The sequence below is a fragment of the Psychrobacter halodurans genome, from assembly GCF_017498075.1.
Taxonomy (GTDB): Bacteria; Pseudomonadota; Gammaproteobacteria; order Pseudomonadales; family Moraxellaceae; genus Psychrobacter; species Psychrobacter celer.
On the sequence record NZ_JAGBKN010000026.1, the window covers coordinates 14,561 to 33,703 of the forward strand.

Consider the following 19,143-nt stretch of genomic DNA (forward strand, 5'->3'; position numbering starts at 1 on the left):
TTGATACGGATTGACAGTACCAATTTTTAGCACTAATTATTTTTAGCAGTAATTGATATTAAGGATGATGACCATGGCAGATTTATTTGAAAACCCAATGGGACTAAACGGATTTGATTTTGTAGAGTTTGCTTCACCTGAGCCACACGCCGTCGATGCATTGTTTAAGCAGCTAGGCTTTAGCCACATCGCCAACCACCGCTCAAAGGACGTGGCGCTTTATCGTCAAGGCGATATCAATCTTATCTTAAACCGTGAACCAAAAAGCCACGCCAGCTATTTTGTAGAAGAGCATGGCGCAGGGGCATGTAGTATGGGATTTCGGGTGAAAGATGCCAAAAACGCCTATGAGCGTGCCATTGAGATGGGCGCGCAGCCTGTCGAGGTGCCAACAGGCGTGATGGAGCTGCGCTTGCCTGCGATAAAAGGCATCGGTGGCTCTTTGATATATTTAATTGACCGCTACAAAGACGGTGAGTCTATCTATGATGTCGACTTTGAGTTTTTTGCTGACGTCGATAGACAGCCTACCGGTTATGGCTTTAAAGTCATCGATCATCTCACGCACAACGTCTACCGCGGCCGAATGGCGTATTGGGCAAACTTCTATGAGCGTATCTTTAATTTCCGCGAAATCCGTTATTTTGATATCAAAGGTGAGTACACAGGCCTTACTAGTAAAGCCATGACCGCCCCTGATGGCAAAATTCGCATCCCACTTAATGAAGAATCAAAGCAGGGCGGCGGGCAGATCGAAGAGTATTTGATGCACTTTAATGGCGAAGGCATTCAGCATATTGCCTTAGCCAGTGATGACTTGCTGGAGAGCATCGATTTGCTCAAAGCGGCGGGCATTCCGCTGATGACTGCGCCAAACGATGCTTATTACGACATGTTAAGTGAGCGTCTGCCGGGTCATGGTGAGGATGTCGCAGCGCTGCAGACGCGCGGTATCTTGCTAGATGGCACGACTGAGGGCAATGAGCCTCGCTTACTGCTACAGATTTTCTCCGAGACCATCTTAGGCAGTCCGGTGTTTTTTGAGTTTATCCAGCGTAAAGGCGATTATGCAGAGGGCTTTGGCGAAGGTAATTTTAAGGCGTTGTTTGAATCTATCGAGCGCGACCAAGTGCGCCGCGGCGCTGTCGGTCAACCAGAAACAGAAGCGCTATAGCAGCGGCGGGCAAGGCAAAAGGAGTTTGTCTTGTCCACTTGCTTCATTATACGTAGCAGTTGGCTTGCGTATTTTTAGTCTTATCCGCATTGGCTGGCCTGACTGGCTGGCTTGTTTGACCGATTAGGCGACGTGATAGGCGCGCCAGTTTGAATGGTCAACAGGTAGGGGACAATGGGCTGATAGAAAAAACAATTGTCATATAAGGAGTACAGGCATGGATCGCCTCTCACATACCCCATCTTATCAACGCGCTGTCAGCGGCAATCACAAAAACGACATCGGCAAAAAACAAGCCGCCGACAGCTCAATTACCGATAGCACTAATACTAATATCAATACCACTAATAGCAGCGCCCATCTAGCGGCTTCCTATCTAGAATCGCCGCAAAAGCAGCCATATGTCTCGCACCAGCCAAACAGCGACGGCCATATTGCCTATAGCGATGATGAACACTTCATGTGGCAAACGCTGCTCGAGCGACAAGCCAAACAAATCCCCAATCGCGCCTGTTCAGCCTATCTAGACGGCCTAACAAAGCTGCAGCTACCCACCACCCAGATTCCGCAATTGGCTACTATCGATGATGTCTTGCAGGCGACCACAGGGTGGCAAACGGCTGCTGTGCCAGCATTGATTAGCTTTGGTAAGTTTTTTAAACTGCTCTCCCAGCGGCGTTTTCCTGTTGCGACTTTTATTCGCCGTATGGATGATATGGACTATATCGAAGAGCCGGATATCTTTCATGAAATCGTTGGCCATTGCCCGCTGCTGACTCATCCTGCGTTTGCCGCATTTAATGAAACCTATGGTAAATTAGGCCTCAACGCTAGCAAAGAAGAGCGGTGGTTTTTGGCGCGTCTCTACTGGTTTACCATCGAGTTTGGACTGGTAGGCCATGCCACAAAAGATCGCAAAATCTATGGTGGCGGTATCTTAAGCTCACCGTCTGAGACATTATATGCGCTGAGCGACACGCCTGAGCATCGGGCGTTTGATTTGCTCGATGTGCTGCGCACCCCTTATCGTATCGACCATATCCAGCCTATTTATTATGTGATTGATGAGCTGGATACGCTGTTTGATATCGTCGACAGCGATATCATGGGCGTGGTCAAGCAAGCGATGTCACTGGGTCTGTTTGAGCCGACCTATGCTAGGGATGCCAATTGCTGATTTGCTTTATTTGCTTTAACACGGACGTATATCACGTAAAAACGTAATCATGACAATAAAAGGAGTTTATTATGACGACACTATCCCAAGCCAGCTGCGAAGCCTGCCGTATCGGTGCCCCGACAGTCAGTGAGACTGAAGCGCGCGAGCTATTAACGCAGATTCCTGATTGGTCACTTATCGAGGTCGATGGTATCCAGCAGTTGCAGCGCCAGTATAAGTTTAAAAACTTCGTCGCGGCCATGGCATTTGCCAACGAGCTTGCCGATATCGCCGAAGCAGAAGGCCATCATCCAGGCATATTGGTCGAGTGGGGAAAGGCCACGGTTACTTGGTGGTCACACAGTATTAAGGGGCTGCATCGCAATGATTTTGTTATGGCTGCCAAGACCGATAGCCTACTTGGTAAATAATCAGGGTAGCAATAATCAGAGCAACTGATTAAACTTGCCACACCAAAGCCAACCCTAACGCCAAATCCACTGGCAATCTAAGGATGTGTGATGCCACCAAAAATACTCACTCAAATCTCTTCTCAACTGGCATTTATGATCTCTGCCATCGTCATCGCTATCATGGGCGTCACCATGATCGGCTTTGGCTGGGTGCCTCATCTCTCATTGATACTCGCTATCTGTGTCCTACTGGCCATCGGTTTGTTTCGAGGCCTCAGCTTCGATGATATGCAAGCGCAGATGGCCTCTGGCGTGATGCGCGGTATTGGCGCGATATATTTGTTCTTTTTTATTGGTCTAATGGTCGCCGCCTTGATGATGTCTGGTGCCATCCCGACGCTGATGTATTTTGGTTTTCAGCTTATATCGCCCGAGTATTACTATATTTCAGCGTTTGTACTGACCTCTATCATCGGCGTGGCCTTAGGCAGTAGCTTGACGACCGCGGCGACTCTTGGGGTGGCTTTTATCGGCATGAGCCATGCGTTTGATGCCAACGTCGCTATCGCTGCAGGTGCGGTGGTGTCGGGCGCGTTTTTCGGTGATAAGATGTCGCCGCTGTCCGATACTTGTACCATCGCCTCATCTGTGGTGGGGATTGATCTGTTTGCCCATATTCGCAATATGATGTATACCACCATCCCTGCATGGATACTGACCGTGATATTGTTTTGGTTTTTTTCGGGGCAGACGGTGAGCTCGGACTTAAGTCAAGTGACTGTGCTACAAAACCAGCTGATAGACAGTGGCTTGGTACAAAACTACGCGGTACTGCCTTTTGTCGTGTTGGTAGGGTTGGCAGTGTTTCGCGTCAACGCTATTTATACCATCATCTGTACTATTTTTGTCGCCCTTATCGTCACCTATTTTCATAGCTCACCCAGTATCGGGCAGTTGGGAGGCTATTTGTTTGCAGGCTATACGCCAGCTGAGTCGCTAGAGCTGGGCGAAGTGGCAGGGATGATATCGCGCGGTGGTGTACAAAGCATGTTTTTTACCCAAGCAATCGTGGTGCTGGCGCTCAGTCTGGGTGGCTTGCTGACGGCATTGGGTATTTTGCCAGCATTGCTATCAGGGATTAAAGGCAGCTTGACCACCACAGGGCGCGCAATCTTTGCCGCGGCGATGTCTGCGCTTAGCATCAACGTGCTGATCGGTGAGCAGTATTTGAGCATCCTGCTATCAGGAACGGCGTTTCGCCCAACCTTTGAGCGCTTGAACTTGCATCCCAAAAATCTATCACGCACCATTGAGGATGCAGGTACGGTCATCAATCCATTGGTACCATGGAGTGTGTGCGGGGTGTTTATCAGTCAGGCGTTAGGCGTTCCTGTACTGGATTATTTGCCTTATGCGTTCTTCTGCTATTTGTCGCTGCTCTTGACATTGATATTCGGTTTTACCGGTATTACCATCAGCCGCGTAGATACTCCTAGCGCCAAGACGTCTGTATAGCTCTTCATAAAAAACATAAAAATGATGCCCCAATCGGTCTGCTTGCAGGCCGATTTTTTATGCGTGCTGTTTTGATCAGTAAGGTTTTATCAATTTATTCTTATCAACCTATTCTTATCAATCTGTTTTCATAGTCGGGCGGCGCTACCCATCGCTTAGCACCAAAGCAGATAATGGCTATGTTAATATATGTTATTGTATATTGATGAGTGGCGCTGGTCTGTGCTAACTTTTAAATAAATATTGGTGTGAGCTGCTTGCCCATAAAATAGCTTATAAAAAATCATCAATTCAATAAGCGGTAAGCACCGGATTGAATAAATTATAACGACATAAAACATCAACGATAACGATAACGATAACGATAACGATAAATATAAAGGACAAAACGATGCTACTCGAAAAAATCAAGACACCTGGACTGGCTCATCTATCTTATTTGTTGGGGTCGGGTGGTCAAGCAGCGGTGATTGATCCGCGCCGTGATTGTACGATTTATGTAGAAAAAGCACGTGCCGCTGGGCTTGAGATTACGCATATATTTGAAACCCATCGTAATGAGGATTTGGTTTCAGGCGCGCCGATTTTGGCGAACATGACAGGGGCGACAGTGTTTCATGGTCCAAACCCAGAGCAGCCTATCGTCTATGCGCAGACGGTGTATGAGGGTGATTGTTTCGCGATTGGGCAGCTTGAGATTCGGGTGCTCGAGACACCAGGCCATACCGATGATCACCTAGCGTACGCGATGTTTGACAGCGCTTATCCAGACAAGGCGGTAGGTGTGTTTACTGGAGATGCTTTGTTTGTAGGGGATGTCGGTCGTACGGATTTTTATCCCAACCGCCGTAAAGAGGTGGCAGGACTGCTCTACGACTCACTACAAAAAATCTTAGCACTGGGCGATCAGGCGATTATTTATCCGGCTCATGGAGCGGGGTCGGTCTGCGGCTCAGGTATGGCAGAGCGTGAGTTTTCTAGCGTCGGGCATGAGCGGCTAAATAACCCGCGTTTGCAAATTACAGATCGCGACGCTTTTATTGATGCAAAAATCAATGAAAACCACTATCAGCCGCCGTATTTTAGACTGATGGAGCGCTTAAATATGCAAGGCGGTGACGCGCCGCCAGCTATCATGCGCCCGCGCAATTTGACATTGGCACAGTTTAAGGACTCTGATGCCGATCATATCATCGATATCCGCGAGACGATGGCGTACGCTTCTGGCCACTTTCCAGGTTCGATGAGTTTGCCAGTCAGCATGATTCCAGCCTTTGTCGGTTGGTTTGTCGGTGAGGGCGAGCGCATTGCGTTGGTGGCAGCAGATGAAGCGCAGTTAGCTACTGCCATGGCACATCTGGTGCGGGTGGCGCTTGATGATGTGGTGGGCGGCTATGTGGGTGTGGTCGCGGCGGCCAAGCAAGGCGAGCGTCTGCAGCGAATACCGATGATCGACACCCATGAGGTCAACAAACGTCTGAATGGTAATGATACGGATATCGACCAAAAAAACTGGGTGCTCCTCGACGTTCGTGACGCTGACGAGCGCGCCGCCGATGCGATCAAAGACTCAGAGCACATCTATGTCGGCCATCTCAATGAGCGCTGGCAGGCGCTTGATAAGCATCGTCACTATACGTTGATGTGTGCTAGCGGCGCACGGGCCACAGTCGCTGCTGGCTGGCTGGCGAGCCAAGGCTTTGATAATCTCGACATCTATCTGGGCGGGATGGAAGCGTGGCGTCATGCCAAAGACACTGCTGAGTGATAAGGCATGTCATCAGGCCAGTTATAAAGCATTGGTGCTTTAGTCAGCCTCCACCAAAACACCAGCCTTTTTGATTAACGCTTAAAATGTCGCCTGCAAACTGACAGACATTTGACGCTCAGGCCCCATCCAGCAGTTATTGATATCGTAACAGGCACCGACATAGGTTTTATCAAACAAGTTATTGATGCTTGCGCCGACAGCCAGCATCGGACTGATTTGATAATTGCCACCGATATCGACCAAGGTCACGCTTGGTAGCTCATCCGAGTTTTGTTTATCAAGCTGCATGCCGTCTTCGTAGCGTACGCCTGCATTCAGTGTAAGCTTATCTGTGGCGTAGTAGTCGGCCCACAGCGTGGCTTTGTACTTAGCTGTTTGCGCTGGGGTATTGCCGACCACATCAGGGTTAAATTCATCTTTTGTAATCTCAGCGTCGGTATAGCTATAGCTTGCCGCAACATCCACCCAGTCATTGAGCATATGACTGCCTGATATCTCAAAGCCTTTTGACTCAATCTCACCGGTCTGAGTTTGGCTTCTATAGTTGATTTCGTCTGCGACCACGACGTTTTTTTGCGTGATATCAAAGACAGCGAGCGTGCCTTTGGTCGCGCGATCTGAGGACAGATATTTGATACCCGCTTCTAGCTGGTCGGCGGTGGTGGGTTTAAACGCTTCATTGGTAATAAAGTTGCTACCAACGACAGGCTGAAACGACTGCGAATAGCTGGCATAAGGCGATAAACCATTATCCAAATCATAAATGGCCGCCAGACGACCACTGGTTTTTGAGGCATCATTATCGATCGTTTGTGCATCGTACACCGCGCCTTGTGCGGCTTTGGTCTGCTCAGTGATACTCTCAAACTTATCGTGACGCAAGCCTGCGACCACGGTCAAATCTTGCCACTGCATCTCATCTTGTACATAGAGCCCAAGCTGGCTTTGCTCGATGTCTTCATCTTGACGATAGGCATCTAGCGGCAGGGTATTGGTATCGATCTGGGAAAAATTGGGGTTTGATAAGTCAAGGTTTGGCGTACCCGCTGCGCCCGCATCATAGTAAGTCGCGCTACTGTCGGTTTCTTGATACTCAATACCGAACAACACATTGTGCGAGGTATTGGCCGTGTCGAATTGATAAGCCAGCTGGTTGTCTGTGGTCCAGTTTTTCATGCGCTCATCAGTGGTATACGCCACGCGGTTTAAGATCTTATCGCTACCATCGACAAACCCGCCACTATTATACATATTGCGCTGCTTAGCTTCGGCATCGGTGTAGCGTAAGATGTGCTTAAAGGTGAGATTGTCATTGATATCCCAGTTTACCGTAATGCTTGGCATCAGTACTTCTTTACTAAAATGATTCCATTGATCCCCTGCATAGGCGTCGCTGTCTAATTTGCCATGGCTGGCGTTGTAGACCGTACCGACAGCAGGTAGTGGGGTGGATGGCACCATCTCTGGATCATCTTGATAAAACAGATTGGCAAGCACAGAGACATCGTCAGTCGCCTGCCACTCAAGCGATGGATTAATTAGTAATCGCTCTTCTTCGGTGGTCTGCATTTGACCGTCTTTTTGCCGTTTTAATGCCACCAAGCGATAGTTGAGCGCATCGCTGACTGGCCCTGTCGTATCGACCGCTATCTCTTTTAAGTTTTGATTGCCAAGTCGCAGCTGCACTTCGGTTTCTTGCGTGCTCTTTGGGGTTTTGGCGATCTGGTTGACCATACCGCCTGGTGCGGCATAACCGTAGAGCGAAGAGGCGGGACCTTTGACCACCTCTACCGCTTCGGTGGCATAAATATCTACCTGTGGCATGAGATTCCACGCGCCGTCATAGGGCAGTCTGAGGCCGTCATAAAAGTTTGAGTAGGTCTTAAAACCGCGGATATTATACTCATCAAAGATAGAGACTGTGCCGCGGCTCTCCGAGCTTACGCCTGGCTCATAACGCAAAGCAGCGTTGACACTATCTGCTTGGCGCTTTTGTAACAACTCCTGATCGATGCGGGTGTAGCTCATGGGCGCATCTTCAGGGTCTAAGGCGGTCTTGGTACCAGTGCTGCGATAGCCATCGGCATAGACAGTAATGGCCTCTAACGTGGTCGATGGGGCGGTCGAGGTCGCAGCAGTGGTTGTTTCGCTTGCGCTGATGACTTCCGCGCTTTTAGACGACTCAGCACTGCCTGAGCTGTCGATTCTCTTGGCCACAATCGATTGCGCAGCTGCGATATGACTGATACCCATTAATAGGCCGATCTGTACGGCCAATGTCAGGTGTTTTTTTCGGATGGTTCGGATAGATAGAGGGGGTAAATGAGACCGCATCTGATGTCCTTTTGAGCTGAAATGGTTGGCTTTTGGGTACGAAGTTGTAACAATACTTATAACAATGATAATAATAACATTAATGATAATTGTTATCATTAAAAAATTGCATTCAAGAACTTCGTGTAGTCGAATCTAAATGGCTCGCTAAAGCGTTGGTTTTCTTGCGTGCTGTACCTGCGCTGCTCGATGCTGCGTAAAACAACACTTCATCTCGCCATATCGTTTTTATATCGGGTTGACTATAGAAGTAACGACCACTGCGAGTAGTGCGTATCGTGCCAAGCGCGCGTCATTTATTTGAGCATCGCAATGGCGTCGATGCTGGCGCGCTGCCGTTCTTCAGCGTTTAGCTCTATCAGTCGGCCAGCTTTCATCAGTAGCAATCGATCAGCATGCTCAAAATAACTATCATCATGACTGATGATAAACAGGGTCTTACCCATGGCTTTTAACTCAGGGATAAGTGTCTGGTAAAACACGCGGCGAAAGGCAGGATCTTGGTCGGCCGCCCACTCATCGAGCAGTAATATGTCTTTTTTTTCAGCGACGGCAATTAGCATTGCCAAGCGTTTTCGCTGACCTTGTGACAGCTTATCTGTGGAAAGTTTATGGTCAGACACGCTTACTTTATCTTGCAGGTTAAGCTTATGCAGCCAATCAGACACTAGGACCGCATCAGGCTCATTACCTTGATCTCCAATCAGCTGCTTAAATAGATGCTGGTCGCTAAAAATGGCAGAAAACAGCTGTCTAAAATCGGCATTGTTCTCTGAATTGACACGCTGTCCATTGACTTGTACTGTCCCTGTGGTAGGGGTAAAGATACCAGTAATGATTTTGGCAAGGGTAGATTTACCGCTACCATTCGCACCGATTAAGAAAACCACATCGCCTCGTTGCAAGGTTAGATTGACGGCCTTTAATATATTATTGGGATGATTTTGATCACTATCGTTATTTTGAATGTTATCATCAGTGGATGTATCTGGTTTATGACTACTACTGCCTACATAGCGATAATGGATATTATTTAGAGTTATAGACTGCCAGTTCTGTGCAACAGTCTCTGTCGCAAAGCTTGGCTGGTGCTCGGCCAATTCTAAAGACTGTATTTTTTCTAACGCCACTTGAGCGGTCTGCAATGTTGGATAAGCCCCAACCGCATGTAGGAGCGGCGACTGCATAAACAAGATTGTCAAAGAAAAAGTAGTGGCAACCCCCATCGGTATATCAAGATAATTGGCCACTGCAAACACGATACCAATCGATGCGAACATCATAATATTGGACCAGTTTACCGCTGATAAATGAAAGGTATCAGACTTGGTTACGGTCTTTTCATAGGCCTTAGCATGTCGCAAAAAGTCATCTGTATACAGTTTTTCTGCTCGGTGTTGGTTGAGCGCTAGCTCTTTGCGCCCTTCTATGATGGACTGATAATCTTGGTATAAGTCATCATTGATTTCGCGTAGTTCTGTCAAATGCGTATAGACATGCTTGACCAATATGGTACTTATCCAAATCGTCATCACAATCCAAAACATGACAATGAACAATAATGGCAGCGACAACCAGCCCAAATATAGTCCAACGCCCACAGATAAAATAATGCCCTGTACCAGCTCTGGCATACGGACAAAAGCAACGGTAATTGATTGAATATCTGAGGATAAGCTGGCAAGTAAGCGTGCGCTACCCAAATGGTCTATCTGAAGAACGGTGGTATCGATGATTTGTTTGACCAGTTTTGTCCGTAGCTCATAGACAAATCGATGCCCCAATCGTGTCAATGCATATTGCGACAAATAAGTCGTCACTAACAGTAACAATACTAGCAGGGAAAACTGCCCTACGCTGAGCCAAGATAAGGTATCAAATACAGGCTGACTAATAAAAGTGTAATTGATATAGGCAATAATACCGACACTGACAGCGGCATTGATCAGATTTAGCAGAATGACTTTGAAAAAAGCGAGACGATAATTCGCCCAAATCATATGATATAAAGAAGCAGCGCGAGGGGGCATAAAGACTCAATAAATATACGTTTTTGATGGTTTTAAAGAAGATGGGCGTTCGCCCTATAGATACTTATAAGGCTGAACGCTGATGAAAAACAAATACAGGCTATATAAATAGAAGCTATGACAAGTAGAAGCTATATAAAATAACTTTTTATCTCGCTTCCTTGCTCTGTAAATGGGTGGAAAATAAAGTCTAAGAAGCCGGCTGAATGTCTAGTTTAAACTCCCATGAGGTCGCCGTCGTCGCTGTGCTATCAGGATAATTGATCTTATTTAGACGCACACGCGCATAGCTGTTGCCTTCAGCAGATCTGATAAGGGCGCCTTGAGCACTATTAAGCGGTTTGGCATTTAGCTGATGGGTCATGCCATTGTAGGTATACCAGCCAAAATCCAAATTCGGGAAATTGCCAGTATACGCAGGGTTGAGATCCGAGCCTTTACTGTCAATCACCCAGCTTCTGGCGCTTAGCGGCTTGTCGTAGTCTGCTGTGCTGATGAGGTCGGTTAAGGTCGCTGCACTACCATCGGTGATAAATTGACTGACAATAGGCTCGTCTTTTGCATCATAATATCCTGCTGGTGTGGCGGCAAGATAACCGCCGGTTTTACCACTGCCCGAATCTCCACCATTTAAAATCACATCATTACGCTTAAAGCCAATCTGCCAAGCGCTGTTTTTATCGGTGCTACTTTTTCCTGTGGTTAAATCAAAATAGACCCAGTTATCATTGCTGGTGGCGTTGATGGTTTGAGTCTGTACCTGATTTGGTAGCGCCGTATCAATCCAGCGAATGGTTGGGTAGCCAGATTTTCCAGCATCATTGTAGTAGTTGGTAATCTGCAAGGCATAGATCGGCTGCTGGACGCTGCTGTCTGTTATGGCGCTACTACTGTCTGTGGTGACAAGATAGACACGGTTGTTGGGATATAGCTGATGATTGCCTTGTAATTTGTACTCAAACCAAGGCTTGGCAGTAAACACCCCGCCGCTGCGGTCTTCATTATAGTGCAGGCTGATGTCACGGCCTGTATCAGGGTCAAGGGTGGCATTGGTATAACGGCTCAAATCAGACCAGTCGATCAAGCCAAAAACCCCGCCCATGCCTGCGCCAGAGTCGCCACTATTGGACCAAAGCTTGACCGAACGTGCTTGGTTTTCAAACTTAATATCCCATGTATCGCCGTCACATGAGCTTTCAGCTTTGGCATCAAAGTCATAACAAGTGGCACTATCAGGTGCTAGGTTGGTGACTTGCCATGTGGCGGTTTCGCTAAAGCTGGCAATGCTGGCAGGCGGTGTGCTGCCAGCATTATCGCTATTTTCGTTATTGCCACTACTCGAGCCATCACTGCCGCCACCGCAGCCGGTCATGCTAAAGGCTAATAGGCTGCTGCTAAAAAGTAATGCCAATTTGGTCGGCTTGGTGCTCATTGCTAGGGTGGGTTTGGTCATGTCAGGCTCCTTGATGGTTATTGTTTTGGCTAAAGATAAAAACAGCGCTATAGACAGAGTTTTTTAAACAATTGCTTTACAAAAGTTGCTTTAATATAAGTGCGGGCAAGGGCTTACCAGTGATAGCTGGCGCCCAGTAGCCATTCACGATTGTCGATCGGGCGATAGTCACTGGCATCGGTGACATCCCGCTGTACATCGAAGATATTATTAATCGCTGCGTATAGGCTCAGGTTTGCCGTCATGTCATAATTGAGCTTGCTATCGAGCGTCCACCAAGACGGCGAATATGTCTGTGCGCTGGTGCTGACGAGCTGCTTGGATTCGTAGTTGAGGCGCGGAATCAGCTGTAGCTTGTCGTTGATTTGATAGTCAAGTGCCAGCATAGCCTTGTGATTGGGCTTATAGGTCAGCTCGGTATCGGTGACATTATTGTGGGTCTTGAGATATGCATAACTGGCTTGTAGTTTGGCGCGCTCGTCCACTTGCCAGTCGATACCGATATCGCCGCCATAGGTTTTGGCGCTATCGACGTTCATATATTTATAAACAGCGATATTGCCATCAAAGGTCGCGTTGTCCTCGTCGGTTTGGATAAGGTCGTCAACGTCATTATAAAAACCATTGACCGTTAAATTGACATTATCGCTCAGCTGACCTTGATAGCCGATTTGGTAACTGGTTGAGGTCTCTGGCTGCAAGTCGGGATTGCCCAGCACTTTATAGCCTAAATTGCTATGATCAAAGACGTAGTAGCGTTCTTTTAGATTTGGCACGCGATAACCGCCGCCGATACTACCGCGCAAGATGTGCTCGCGACCGCTCGTATCTAAATGATTGTATTTGAGCGATACCTTTGGCGCGATATGATCACCAAAGTCTTCATCGTTTTGATAGCGAATACCGCTTAAGATTTCCCAATTTTCACCAATCAGCCAATCGTCTTGTAGGTATAGCTCACCGACATCGCGGCTGACTTCATCGCTGATCAACTCGCTGACTTGGTTTTTGGTTTGGCTAAGCGTGTCTTGTTGGACTTGACCCCCGACTTGGATAAGATGGCTGTGTGTATCGGATAGTACCAACGCCGGTAGGTCGAGCTGCGCTTGCGCCAATGTCGTACTGATGTCGGTATCACGGGCGCTGGTGATGGTCTGCTGGGTTTTGGTATTAGACTCGCTTTGATAGTCCTCGTGCAGCGCTTGAGCGGACAGTCGATACGTCTTGCTGCGATCATTCTTATGCGGCGTGATATCAGCGCGCGCACCAACACTAAAGCGCTGCTTAGTAATGTGCTCATCTCGTTGCTGTGCCAAATAGCGCGGCGCCACATAATAATTGAAGCGGCTGACATCCTCTTCTTTATAATGACTGGCCTCTAGCCAATACTGAGTGTTTTTGACCACTCGGCTATCGTCGCTGCTATTGCTATCGTTTGACATGCCTTTACCATCAGGGTGATAGCTCAGGCGCGCACTGACTTGCGACTGCTCGCTGGCGTCCTTTAATCGGGGCCACGCTTTATGATCTAAGCTCAAGCCGTCATTGTCCAAATACGAGCCTGATAGGCGAGCGTGAAAGCGTTGTTCTTTATCTAAAGCGCCTTCTACGCTGGATTCAACATAGCGTTTGTTGGCGTCTATTCCTTTACCTGAAGGGTTTTGCTCACCATTACTGGCGATCTCGGTGGTGATATGTCCTGTCGCTGCGCCGATAGGCTTGGTGATGATATTAATCACCCCGCCCATGGCCGCACTGCCAAACTGCGCTGACGCCGCTCCTTGTACCACTTCTATTTGCTCGATATCCATATTCATGTATTGATTTAAATTCACCGTCGATCCCGTACTGGCGGTAATCGGTAAGCCGTCGATGAGCACCAGTACCTGATCGCCGGTGAAGCCTTGCATGCTGACTTCATAGCCTGTCTTGCCATGAACTTCGCGTAAGTAAACATTGGGCAAGAGCGCCAGTGCTTCTTTTAAGGTATGGGCATGGTTGTCATCGAGCGTTTGGCGGCTAAGTACCTGCATGGCGACTGGCGCATCGCTTAAGGCACGCTCAGAGCGTGTGGCGGTCACCACGATAGGGTCGAGACGGACGCTCGGCAGGGCAGTATCATCGGTAAGCTCAGGAGTGTCGTCCACAAAATCTGCTGCTTGGACGCTGGCAGGGGCCAACGCAGATAATGCCAAGGCAATGCTAGTGACCAAAGCACGCTGCCGCCACTGTGGTAAATGAGTAGAGAAGCGGGTATCTGGTAAATAAGAGCGAAGTGGGGACATCGACATAAGTAAGACAACCTTTATAAAAAAAGCAAAAACAGAGAGGTTTGACGCTCTGCTTTATTAAAATTATTTATCAAAACAACAAAATAAGCGGCTATCAGCGATTTAATCCTTCAAGGTTTTGTTACTTAAAACCTCAATGCGAGTAACAAAGCTCAGACATCATATTTCAAACGATAATAATTATCAACATGTAAATGATAATTATTTCTATTTACAAACTAAAAAAATGTTGCCATAATCATTCCCGTTCAATACCACCTGAAAAAAACGATAAGCGCAAACATGGAGCGCTGCCATTTTGCTTGATTTAGTCAGATAGATTTGGCCAAAGGCGGTGATTATTATTCAGCCGTTTATCTCTTTGCGTATATAGCGAGATGATTGGCTTTTTATTATTTATTTTATGGAGACCCTCATGAGTCAACCGTTATCTTTAATCACAAAAAATACCGAGCTGTGGCAACAGTACCAAGCACTAAAAGCAAACACGCCGATGCTGTTTCCGACAGAAGGGGCGGCGGCATTGGGAGTCAGCGAGTTTGAGCTGATGCTCGCATCGCCTTACAGTCAGTACATCGGAGATCAGTGCAAAACGGTATTACAGCAGTTTGCACGCTTTGGCAGTGTTGAGAGTATCGTCAGAAACGATCTGGCCGTACATGAAAAAACCGCGCCGTATCACAATTTAAAACTCGGCGAAAAGATGGGATTGGCGCTCAATGTTGGTGGTTTGGATTTACGGTTTTTTATGTGGCAGTGGCAGCATATGCTGGCGGTCACCGATACCAGTCGCACAGGCAAACCGTCTTATAGCATTCAGTTTTATAACGGTCAGGGAGCGGCGATTGATAAAGTCTATCTGCGCGAATTAAGTGATGAGAATATCAGCCATTGGCAGGCGCTGATTGCGGCGCAGCTGCAGACGGTAAATACAGAGACGCTGACGTTAGAGGTACAAGCGCCGCTAAGTAATTGGCGCTACAAGGCGCTGGATGAAGGCGCACGCACGCAGCTCCAACAAGGCTGGCAAGCAATGACAGATGTGCATCAGTTTCACTCACTATTAAAAAATCTCGATATCGACCGTGCCAGCAGCTACCGTCAAGCGCCAGAGCAGATGACGCAGCAGCTTGAGGTTAGCGCTGTCGAGGCGGTATTTACGCAGGCCCGTGATGCCAAATGCCCGATTATGATATTTGTCGGTAATAGTGGACTTGTGCAGATTCAGACGGGTACGGTGCAGACGCTGAAGCGCATAGGGGATTGGTTTAATATTTTAGACAAAGACCATAACGACTTTACCCTGCATCTCAAAGACAAAGCTTTGGCGCAAGTGTGGTGCGTCAAGCGTCCAACCAAAGATGGCATCGTGACTTGTATTGAAGGCTTTGATAATCAGGGGTCGAGTGTCTTTAGCGTGTTTGGTCAACGACTCGAAGGCACGCCTGAGCTGGCTGAGTGGCAGCAAATAGTCGCTAATGTTGTCGGCGAACATGCCTACGCAGAAGCGTTAGCGCCAGCAGTCATGGCTGAAGCAGAAAGTGCATAGACCAGTTATAAAAATCAATCTTGGATAATTATTTAACATTAATGGCTGATATAGTTGATTCACTTTAAAACCGATACAGTGCAGCTGGTATGAATTTTACGCAGCATCGAGCAGCGTAGCCACAGCAAGCAAGGAAAATTTATACTAGTAGCGTGCTTAAATTTATAACCATTTTGTTTTGAGTTGGCTATAGGGTCATTTTTTACGTTAGTAAATTAGGAATACGTATGTCTTCTGCCTTATCAAAAACAACACTCACGCACTCAGTTATTAATAAAAAACGTACCCGTGGTGCTATAAGTACGGCTGCCATCCTTGGTGCATTGGCCGTGCCAACGCTTTCTGCTCAAGCTTATGAGCGTATCGTCGCCATGAGTCCCGATGTCGCCGATGTGGTCGTGGCGCTAGGAGCGACCGATAAACTGGTGGGCAAAGATGCAACCAATAAAAATCCGGCGCTAAAGAGCGTGCCCGCTGTGGGCATGCATCGTAATATCACTGCCGAGTCAGTGCTGGCGGTCAAGCCTGACTTGGCACTCGGCAGTTATATGGTACAGCCGGCGAGTATCTATCAGCGCCTAAATGGACTTAAGGTTAAGGCCGTCAATGTCGCACCCAAAGAAGAAGTCAGTACCTTTGCCAGTAGTATCAAATCCATCGGTAATTATGTCGATAAAAAAGCTGCTGGGTCGCAGCTAGCCAAGCGTTGGCAGGCAGGGATGAGTCCTATGGCAAAAACCGGTAAGCGCTATCTGCTAAGTTACGATGGCCGTATTGTCGCTGGTAAGGGCACGGTAGGCGATGAGCTGATTCGCCGTGCGGGCGGAATAAATGCCGCCAACGTATCGGGGCTAAAGCCCTTGTCGAGAGAAGGCTGGCTGGCCGCTAAGCCTGATGTGATTATCATTGCCGAGCATAATGAGGCCGTCGTTGGCGGTGTCAGCAAGTTTAGTAAGCGTCCTGAGGTTGCTGCCAGTACAGCAGGTAAAAATGACGGCGTCCATTTTTGGCCAGCCGATGATTTTTTGCGTTATGGCTTACAGTCACCTGAAGTGCTAAAAAAGCTCAATGCGCTCGCAAAATAGCCTAAGTAAATAATCTAAATCAAGCAAATATACTCACTGAATCCTTATCCACATAAAACGATACTTTTCATGGCAAATACACTGACTGCACCGACCCCTGCATTATCAAGCAAATACAAGCACAGCCTTTATTATCTGCTGGCGGCGGCCATATCACTGCTACTGATTTGGCTGGCCCTTGGTATTGGTTTTGGCGACTGGTCCAGCCCCAACCATCTGGATGACACCATCTGGCAACTGCGCTATCCGCGCGTGGTGACGGCATTGTTGGTCGGTATGGCGTTGTCTGTCAGCGGGGCGGCGCTGCAGGCATTGTTTGAAAACCCATTAGCCGATCCGAGCCTAATCGGTACATCAGGCGGGGCAGCGCTCGGGGTGGTGCTGGTATTGGCATTGGGGTTTGGCGGCGTTGGCATACCGCTTGCTGCCTTTAGCGGAAGCGTATTGGTGTGTTTGTTTATTCTCGCTTGTCATCGATTTTTGGGCGGCGGTCAGATGGGCCTGCTGATATTGGGGTTTGTGATCAGTGCGTTTTGTGCTGCCGTGGTCAGTCTGATTTTATTTATGTCTGATGACATGGTGCTGCGCTCGGCGACCAATTGGCTGTCGGGCAGTATGGCGGAGGCGGGGTTTGTGCCGCTGCGCTATGCGATCGTTTCTATGATCTTGGGGCTGGCTATCATATTGCCATTAGGGCGGCAGTTAGATGGGTTGATGCTAGGGGAGGCTGCTGCTAAGTCCTTGGGTATCAAGGTGGGAGTGGTGCGCTGCCTGGTAGTGATTGCCTCGGCATTATTGACAGGGGCGGCGGTGTCCTTAGCCGGCGTCATCGGCTTTATTGGCATGATGGTGCCCAACCTGCTGGCTATTTTGTTTGGCGGCGGGCGTATGCGGCTGATGATTTGGTCGGGCTGGCTTGGGGCGATATTATTACTACTCCTTGATGGCACAGCGCGGCATGTTGCTTATCCGGTGGATGTGCCTGTTGGCATCGTTTTAGCGCTACTCGGTGGCCCCTTCTTTATTTGGCTGTTTGTGCGCAGTAGCCGCCGTTAATTGATAGGAGTAACTATGCTTGATTCATTTTTTCACAGTGGACGCAGCGCTGCGGCAGCAAAACCCGTGCGGCCAGTACGGTCAATGCAAACAGGGCAAACAGAGCAAACAGAGCGACCGAGTCAAAATAATAATACAAGTCATGAGAAAGCAAGCGAGCTGTTGTCGATGCAAGATATTCATATCTCGCATGGTGATAAAGTGCTGTTAAAAATAGACAAGCTAACCGTGCCAAGCCAAAAGCTCGTCGCCTTTATCGGGCCCAATGGCGCGGGTAAAAGCACATTATTGCATACAGTATTGGGTCAGCATACTGGGATGGCGTTAAAAACACAGGGGTATATCACAGCTCAAGGCCAGCCTATCGATGAGATGATGCGTGATGGTCATATCGCTTGGGTTGGGCAACATGAGCGTTTTGAGCTGCCGCTTACGGTGCTTGATTATGCGCTATTGGGCGTCTCGCCAAACCTTGCTTGGTATCAGCGGCCAAATCGCCACCATGTCGAACGCGCGCAAACCTTGCTGCAAGATTTTGAGCTATCAAATCTAACCGATGCCCGTGTGCAAACCTTATCAGGCGGGGAGAAGCAGCGCTTGGCTATCGTGCGGGCACTGATGCAAGATACCAAAATCATGATGTTTGATGAGCCGACCAACCATCTTGACATTCGCCATCAGCGTTTTTTATTGCATTATTTACACACTCTGGTACATGAGCGGCGCAAAAGTATCTTGGTAGTGCTGCATGATTTGACTCATGCCCATCGCTATACCGATGAGGTGGTACTACTAAACGGTGGGCGAGTTATTGCCCAAGGTTCGCCTACTGAGGTAATGACCCGTCAACGACTCAGCGCTGCCTATGATGTCGATATCAAGGCGCATCAGACCGAAGATGGTGTGGTGTTTGTATAACCATATACAGTCAATCTACTTTAAAACAGCTACAGCGCGACTGGTGTTTGTTTTTCTTGTGTGCTGTGCCTACACCGCTCGATGCTGCGTCAAACAAATACCAGCAGCACGTGGCATATAGTCTCTTGCCTGCCAATTTTATTTAGGATCGAGTATATAAAAAATATCAGAGCACATTTTATGTTCAATCGAATAGTCACATTGAAATAAAAAGCTAATATTGCCCTAATAGCTGATTAGGGTGTGTCTTCAATTTACTAGATATAGTCAGTTCAAATTAAAATTGTTATAAATCTAAATGCGCTACTGGTATAAATTTTACTTGCGTGCTGTTATCACAGAGGCTGCGCAAAATTCATCCCAGCAGCGCTATGTCATTTTTAGAATGAATTGAC

At 47.9% G+C, this 19,143-nt stretch carries 13 protein-coding genes; 9 read left to right on the forward strand and 4 right to left on the reverse strand.

The annotated features are described in order from the left end of the window. The first annotated feature begins 73 nt into the window (after positions 1–73). From hppD to J3491_RS10270, 5 genes are all read left to right on the forward strand, one after another. Positions 74–1,174 carry a 4-hydroxyphenylpyruvate dioxygenase gene (gene hppD, locus J3491_RS10250; RefSeq protein WP_207970133.1) on the forward strand — a complete coding sequence of 367 codons (1,101 nt, stop codon included), beginning with the start codon at positions 74–76 and terminating at the stop codon, positions 1,172–1,174. A gap of 217 nt (positions 1,175–1,391) precedes the next feature. Further along, complete coding sequence (gene phhA, locus J3491_RS10255; RefSeq protein WP_243456337.1) at positions 1,392–2,351, forward strand: phenylalanine 4-monooxygenase; 960 nt, start codon at positions 1,392–1,394, stop codon at positions 2,349–2,351. A gap of 71 nt (positions 2,352–2,422) precedes the next feature. Next, complete coding sequence (locus tag J3491_RS10260; protein WP_207970134.1) at positions 2,423–2,764, forward strand: 4a-hydroxytetrahydrobiopterin dehydratase; 342 nt, start codon at positions 2,423–2,425, stop codon at positions 2,762–2,764. A 90-nt stretch (positions 2,765–2,854) separates the two neighbouring features. Beyond that, positions 2,855–4,261, forward strand: coding sequence for a Na+/H+ antiporter NhaC (nhaC, locus tag J3491_RS10265; RefSeq protein WP_207970135.1), 1,407 nt, complete (start codon positions 2,855–2,857; stop codon positions 4,259–4,261). A 391-nt stretch (positions 4,262–4,652) separates the two neighbouring features. Continuing rightward, positions 4,653–6,029 carry an MBL fold metallo-hydrolase gene (locus tag J3491_RS10270; RefSeq protein WP_207970136.1) on the forward strand — a complete coding sequence of 459 codons (1,377 nt, stop codon included), beginning with the start codon at positions 4,653–4,655 and terminating at the stop codon, positions 6,027–6,029. 81 nt (positions 6,030–6,110) lie between these two features. Here J3491_RS10270 and J3491_RS10275 read toward each other — a convergent pair whose 3' ends face one another. The 4 genes from J3491_RS10275 to J3491_RS10290 all read right to left on the reverse strand — a co-directional run bounded on the left by J3491_RS10275 (position 6,111) and on the right by J3491_RS10290 (position 14,140). Beyond that, a complete protein-coding gene (locus tag J3491_RS10275; RefSeq protein ID WP_207970137.1) occupies positions 6,111–8,366 on the reverse strand; it encodes a TonB-dependent siderophore receptor in 2,256 nt (751 codons plus the stop codon). 296 nt (positions 8,367–8,662) lie between these two features. Beyond that, positions 8,663–10,396 (reverse strand): multidrug ABC transporter permease/ATP-binding protein, encoded by a 1,734-nt coding sequence (locus tag J3491_RS10280; RefSeq protein WP_207970138.1) that lies wholly within the window; start codon positions 10,394–10,396, stop codon positions 8,663–8,665. A 190-nt stretch (positions 10,397–10,586) separates the two neighbouring features. After that, positions 10,587–11,849 carry an HmuY family protein gene (locus J3491_RS10285; protein ID WP_243456339.1) on the reverse strand — a complete coding sequence of 421 codons (1,263 nt, stop codon included), beginning with the start codon at positions 11,847–11,849 and terminating at the stop codon, positions 10,587–10,589. Between the two features lie 113 nt (positions 11,850–11,962). Beyond that, the gene (locus J3491_RS10290) at positions 11,963–14,140 is read right to left on the reverse strand and encodes a TonB-dependent receptor plug domain-containing protein (protein WP_207970139.1); all 2,178 of its coding nucleotides are present in this window, start codon (positions 14,138–14,140) and stop codon (positions 11,963–11,965) included. A 415-nt stretch (positions 14,141–14,555) separates the two neighbouring features. Between J3491_RS10290 and J3491_RS10295 the strand changes: the two genes are divergently transcribed. The 4 genes from J3491_RS10295 to J3491_RS10310 all read left to right on the forward strand — a co-directional run bounded on the left by J3491_RS10295 (position 14,556) and on the right by J3491_RS10310 (position 18,748). Then, positions 14,556–15,689: a ChuX/HutX family heme-like substrate-binding protein gene (locus tag J3491_RS10295; protein WP_207970140.1), complete on the forward strand. Its 1,134-nt coding sequence runs from the start codon at positions 14,556–14,558 to the stop codon at positions 15,687–15,689. Positions 15,690–15,916: 227 nt separating this feature from the next. Next, positions 15,917–16,774 (forward strand): heme/hemin ABC transporter substrate-binding protein, encoded by an 858-nt coding sequence (locus J3491_RS10300; protein ID WP_207970141.1) that lies wholly within the window; start codon positions 15,917–15,919, stop codon positions 16,772–16,774. A gap of 69 nt (positions 16,775–16,843) precedes the next feature. After that, positions 16,844–17,830 carry a FecCD family ABC transporter permease gene (locus J3491_RS10305; RefSeq protein ID WP_207970142.1) on the forward strand — a complete coding sequence of 329 codons (987 nt, stop codon included), beginning with the start codon at positions 16,844–16,846 and terminating at the stop codon, positions 17,828–17,830. A 15-nt stretch (positions 17,831–17,845) separates the two neighbouring features. Continuing rightward, positions 17,846–18,748, forward strand: a complete 903-nt coding sequence (locus J3491_RS10310) for an ABC transporter ATP-binding protein (RefSeq protein ID WP_243456341.1) — start codon at positions 17,846–17,848, stop codon at positions 18,746–18,748. The last annotated feature ends 395 nt before the right edge of the window (positions 18,749–19,143 follow it).

What these genes read in the sequence shown, in the direction of transcription:
- hppD (WP_207970133.1), top strand. Translation starts at nt 74, where the DNA reads ATGGCAGATTTATTTGAAAACCCAATGGGACTAAACGGATTTGATTTT.
- phhA (WP_243456337.1), top strand. Translation starts at nt 1,392, where the DNA reads ATGGATCGCCTCTCACATACCCCATCTTATCAACGCGCTGTCAGCGGC.
- J3491_RS10260 (WP_207970134.1), top strand. Translation starts at nt 2,423, where the DNA reads ATGACGACACTATCCCAAGCCAGCTGCGAAGCCTGCCGTATCGGTGCC.
- nhaC (WP_207970135.1), top strand. Translation starts at nt 2,855, where the DNA reads ATGCCACCAAAAATACTCACTCAAATCTCTTCTCAACTGGCATTTATG.
- J3491_RS10270 (WP_207970136.1), top strand. Translation starts at nt 4,653, where the DNA reads ATGCTACTCGAAAAAATCAAGACACCTGGACTGGCTCATCTATCTTAT.
- J3491_RS10275 (WP_207970137.1), bottom strand. Translation starts at nt 8,366, where the DNA reads ATGCGGTCTCATTTACCCCCTCTATCTATCCGAACCATCCGAAAAAAA.
- J3491_RS10280 (WP_207970138.1), bottom strand. Translation starts at nt 10,396, where the DNA reads ATGCCCCCTCGCGCTGCTTCTTTATATCATATGATTTGGGCGAATTAT.
- J3491_RS10285 (WP_243456339.1), bottom strand. Translation starts at nt 11,849, where the DNA reads ATGACCAAACCCACCCTAGCAATGAGCACCAAGCCGACCAAATTGGCA.
- J3491_RS10290 (WP_207970139.1), bottom strand. Translation starts at nt 14,140, where the DNA reads ATGTCGATGTCCCCACTTCGCTCTTATTTACCAGATACCCGCTTCTCT.
- J3491_RS10295 (WP_207970140.1), top strand. Translation starts at nt 14,556, where the DNA reads ATGAGTCAACCGTTATCTTTAATCACAAAAAATACCGAGCTGTGGCAA.
- J3491_RS10300 (WP_207970141.1), top strand. Translation starts at nt 15,917, where the DNA reads ATGTCTTCTGCCTTATCAAAAACAACACTCACGCACTCAGTTATTAAT.
- J3491_RS10305 (WP_207970142.1), top strand. Translation starts at nt 16,844, where the DNA reads ATGGCAAATACACTGACTGCACCGACCCCTGCATTATCAAGCAAATAC.
- J3491_RS10310 (WP_243456341.1), top strand. Translation starts at nt 17,846, where the DNA reads ATGCTTGATTCATTTTTTCACAGTGGACGCAGCGCTGCGGCAGCAAAA.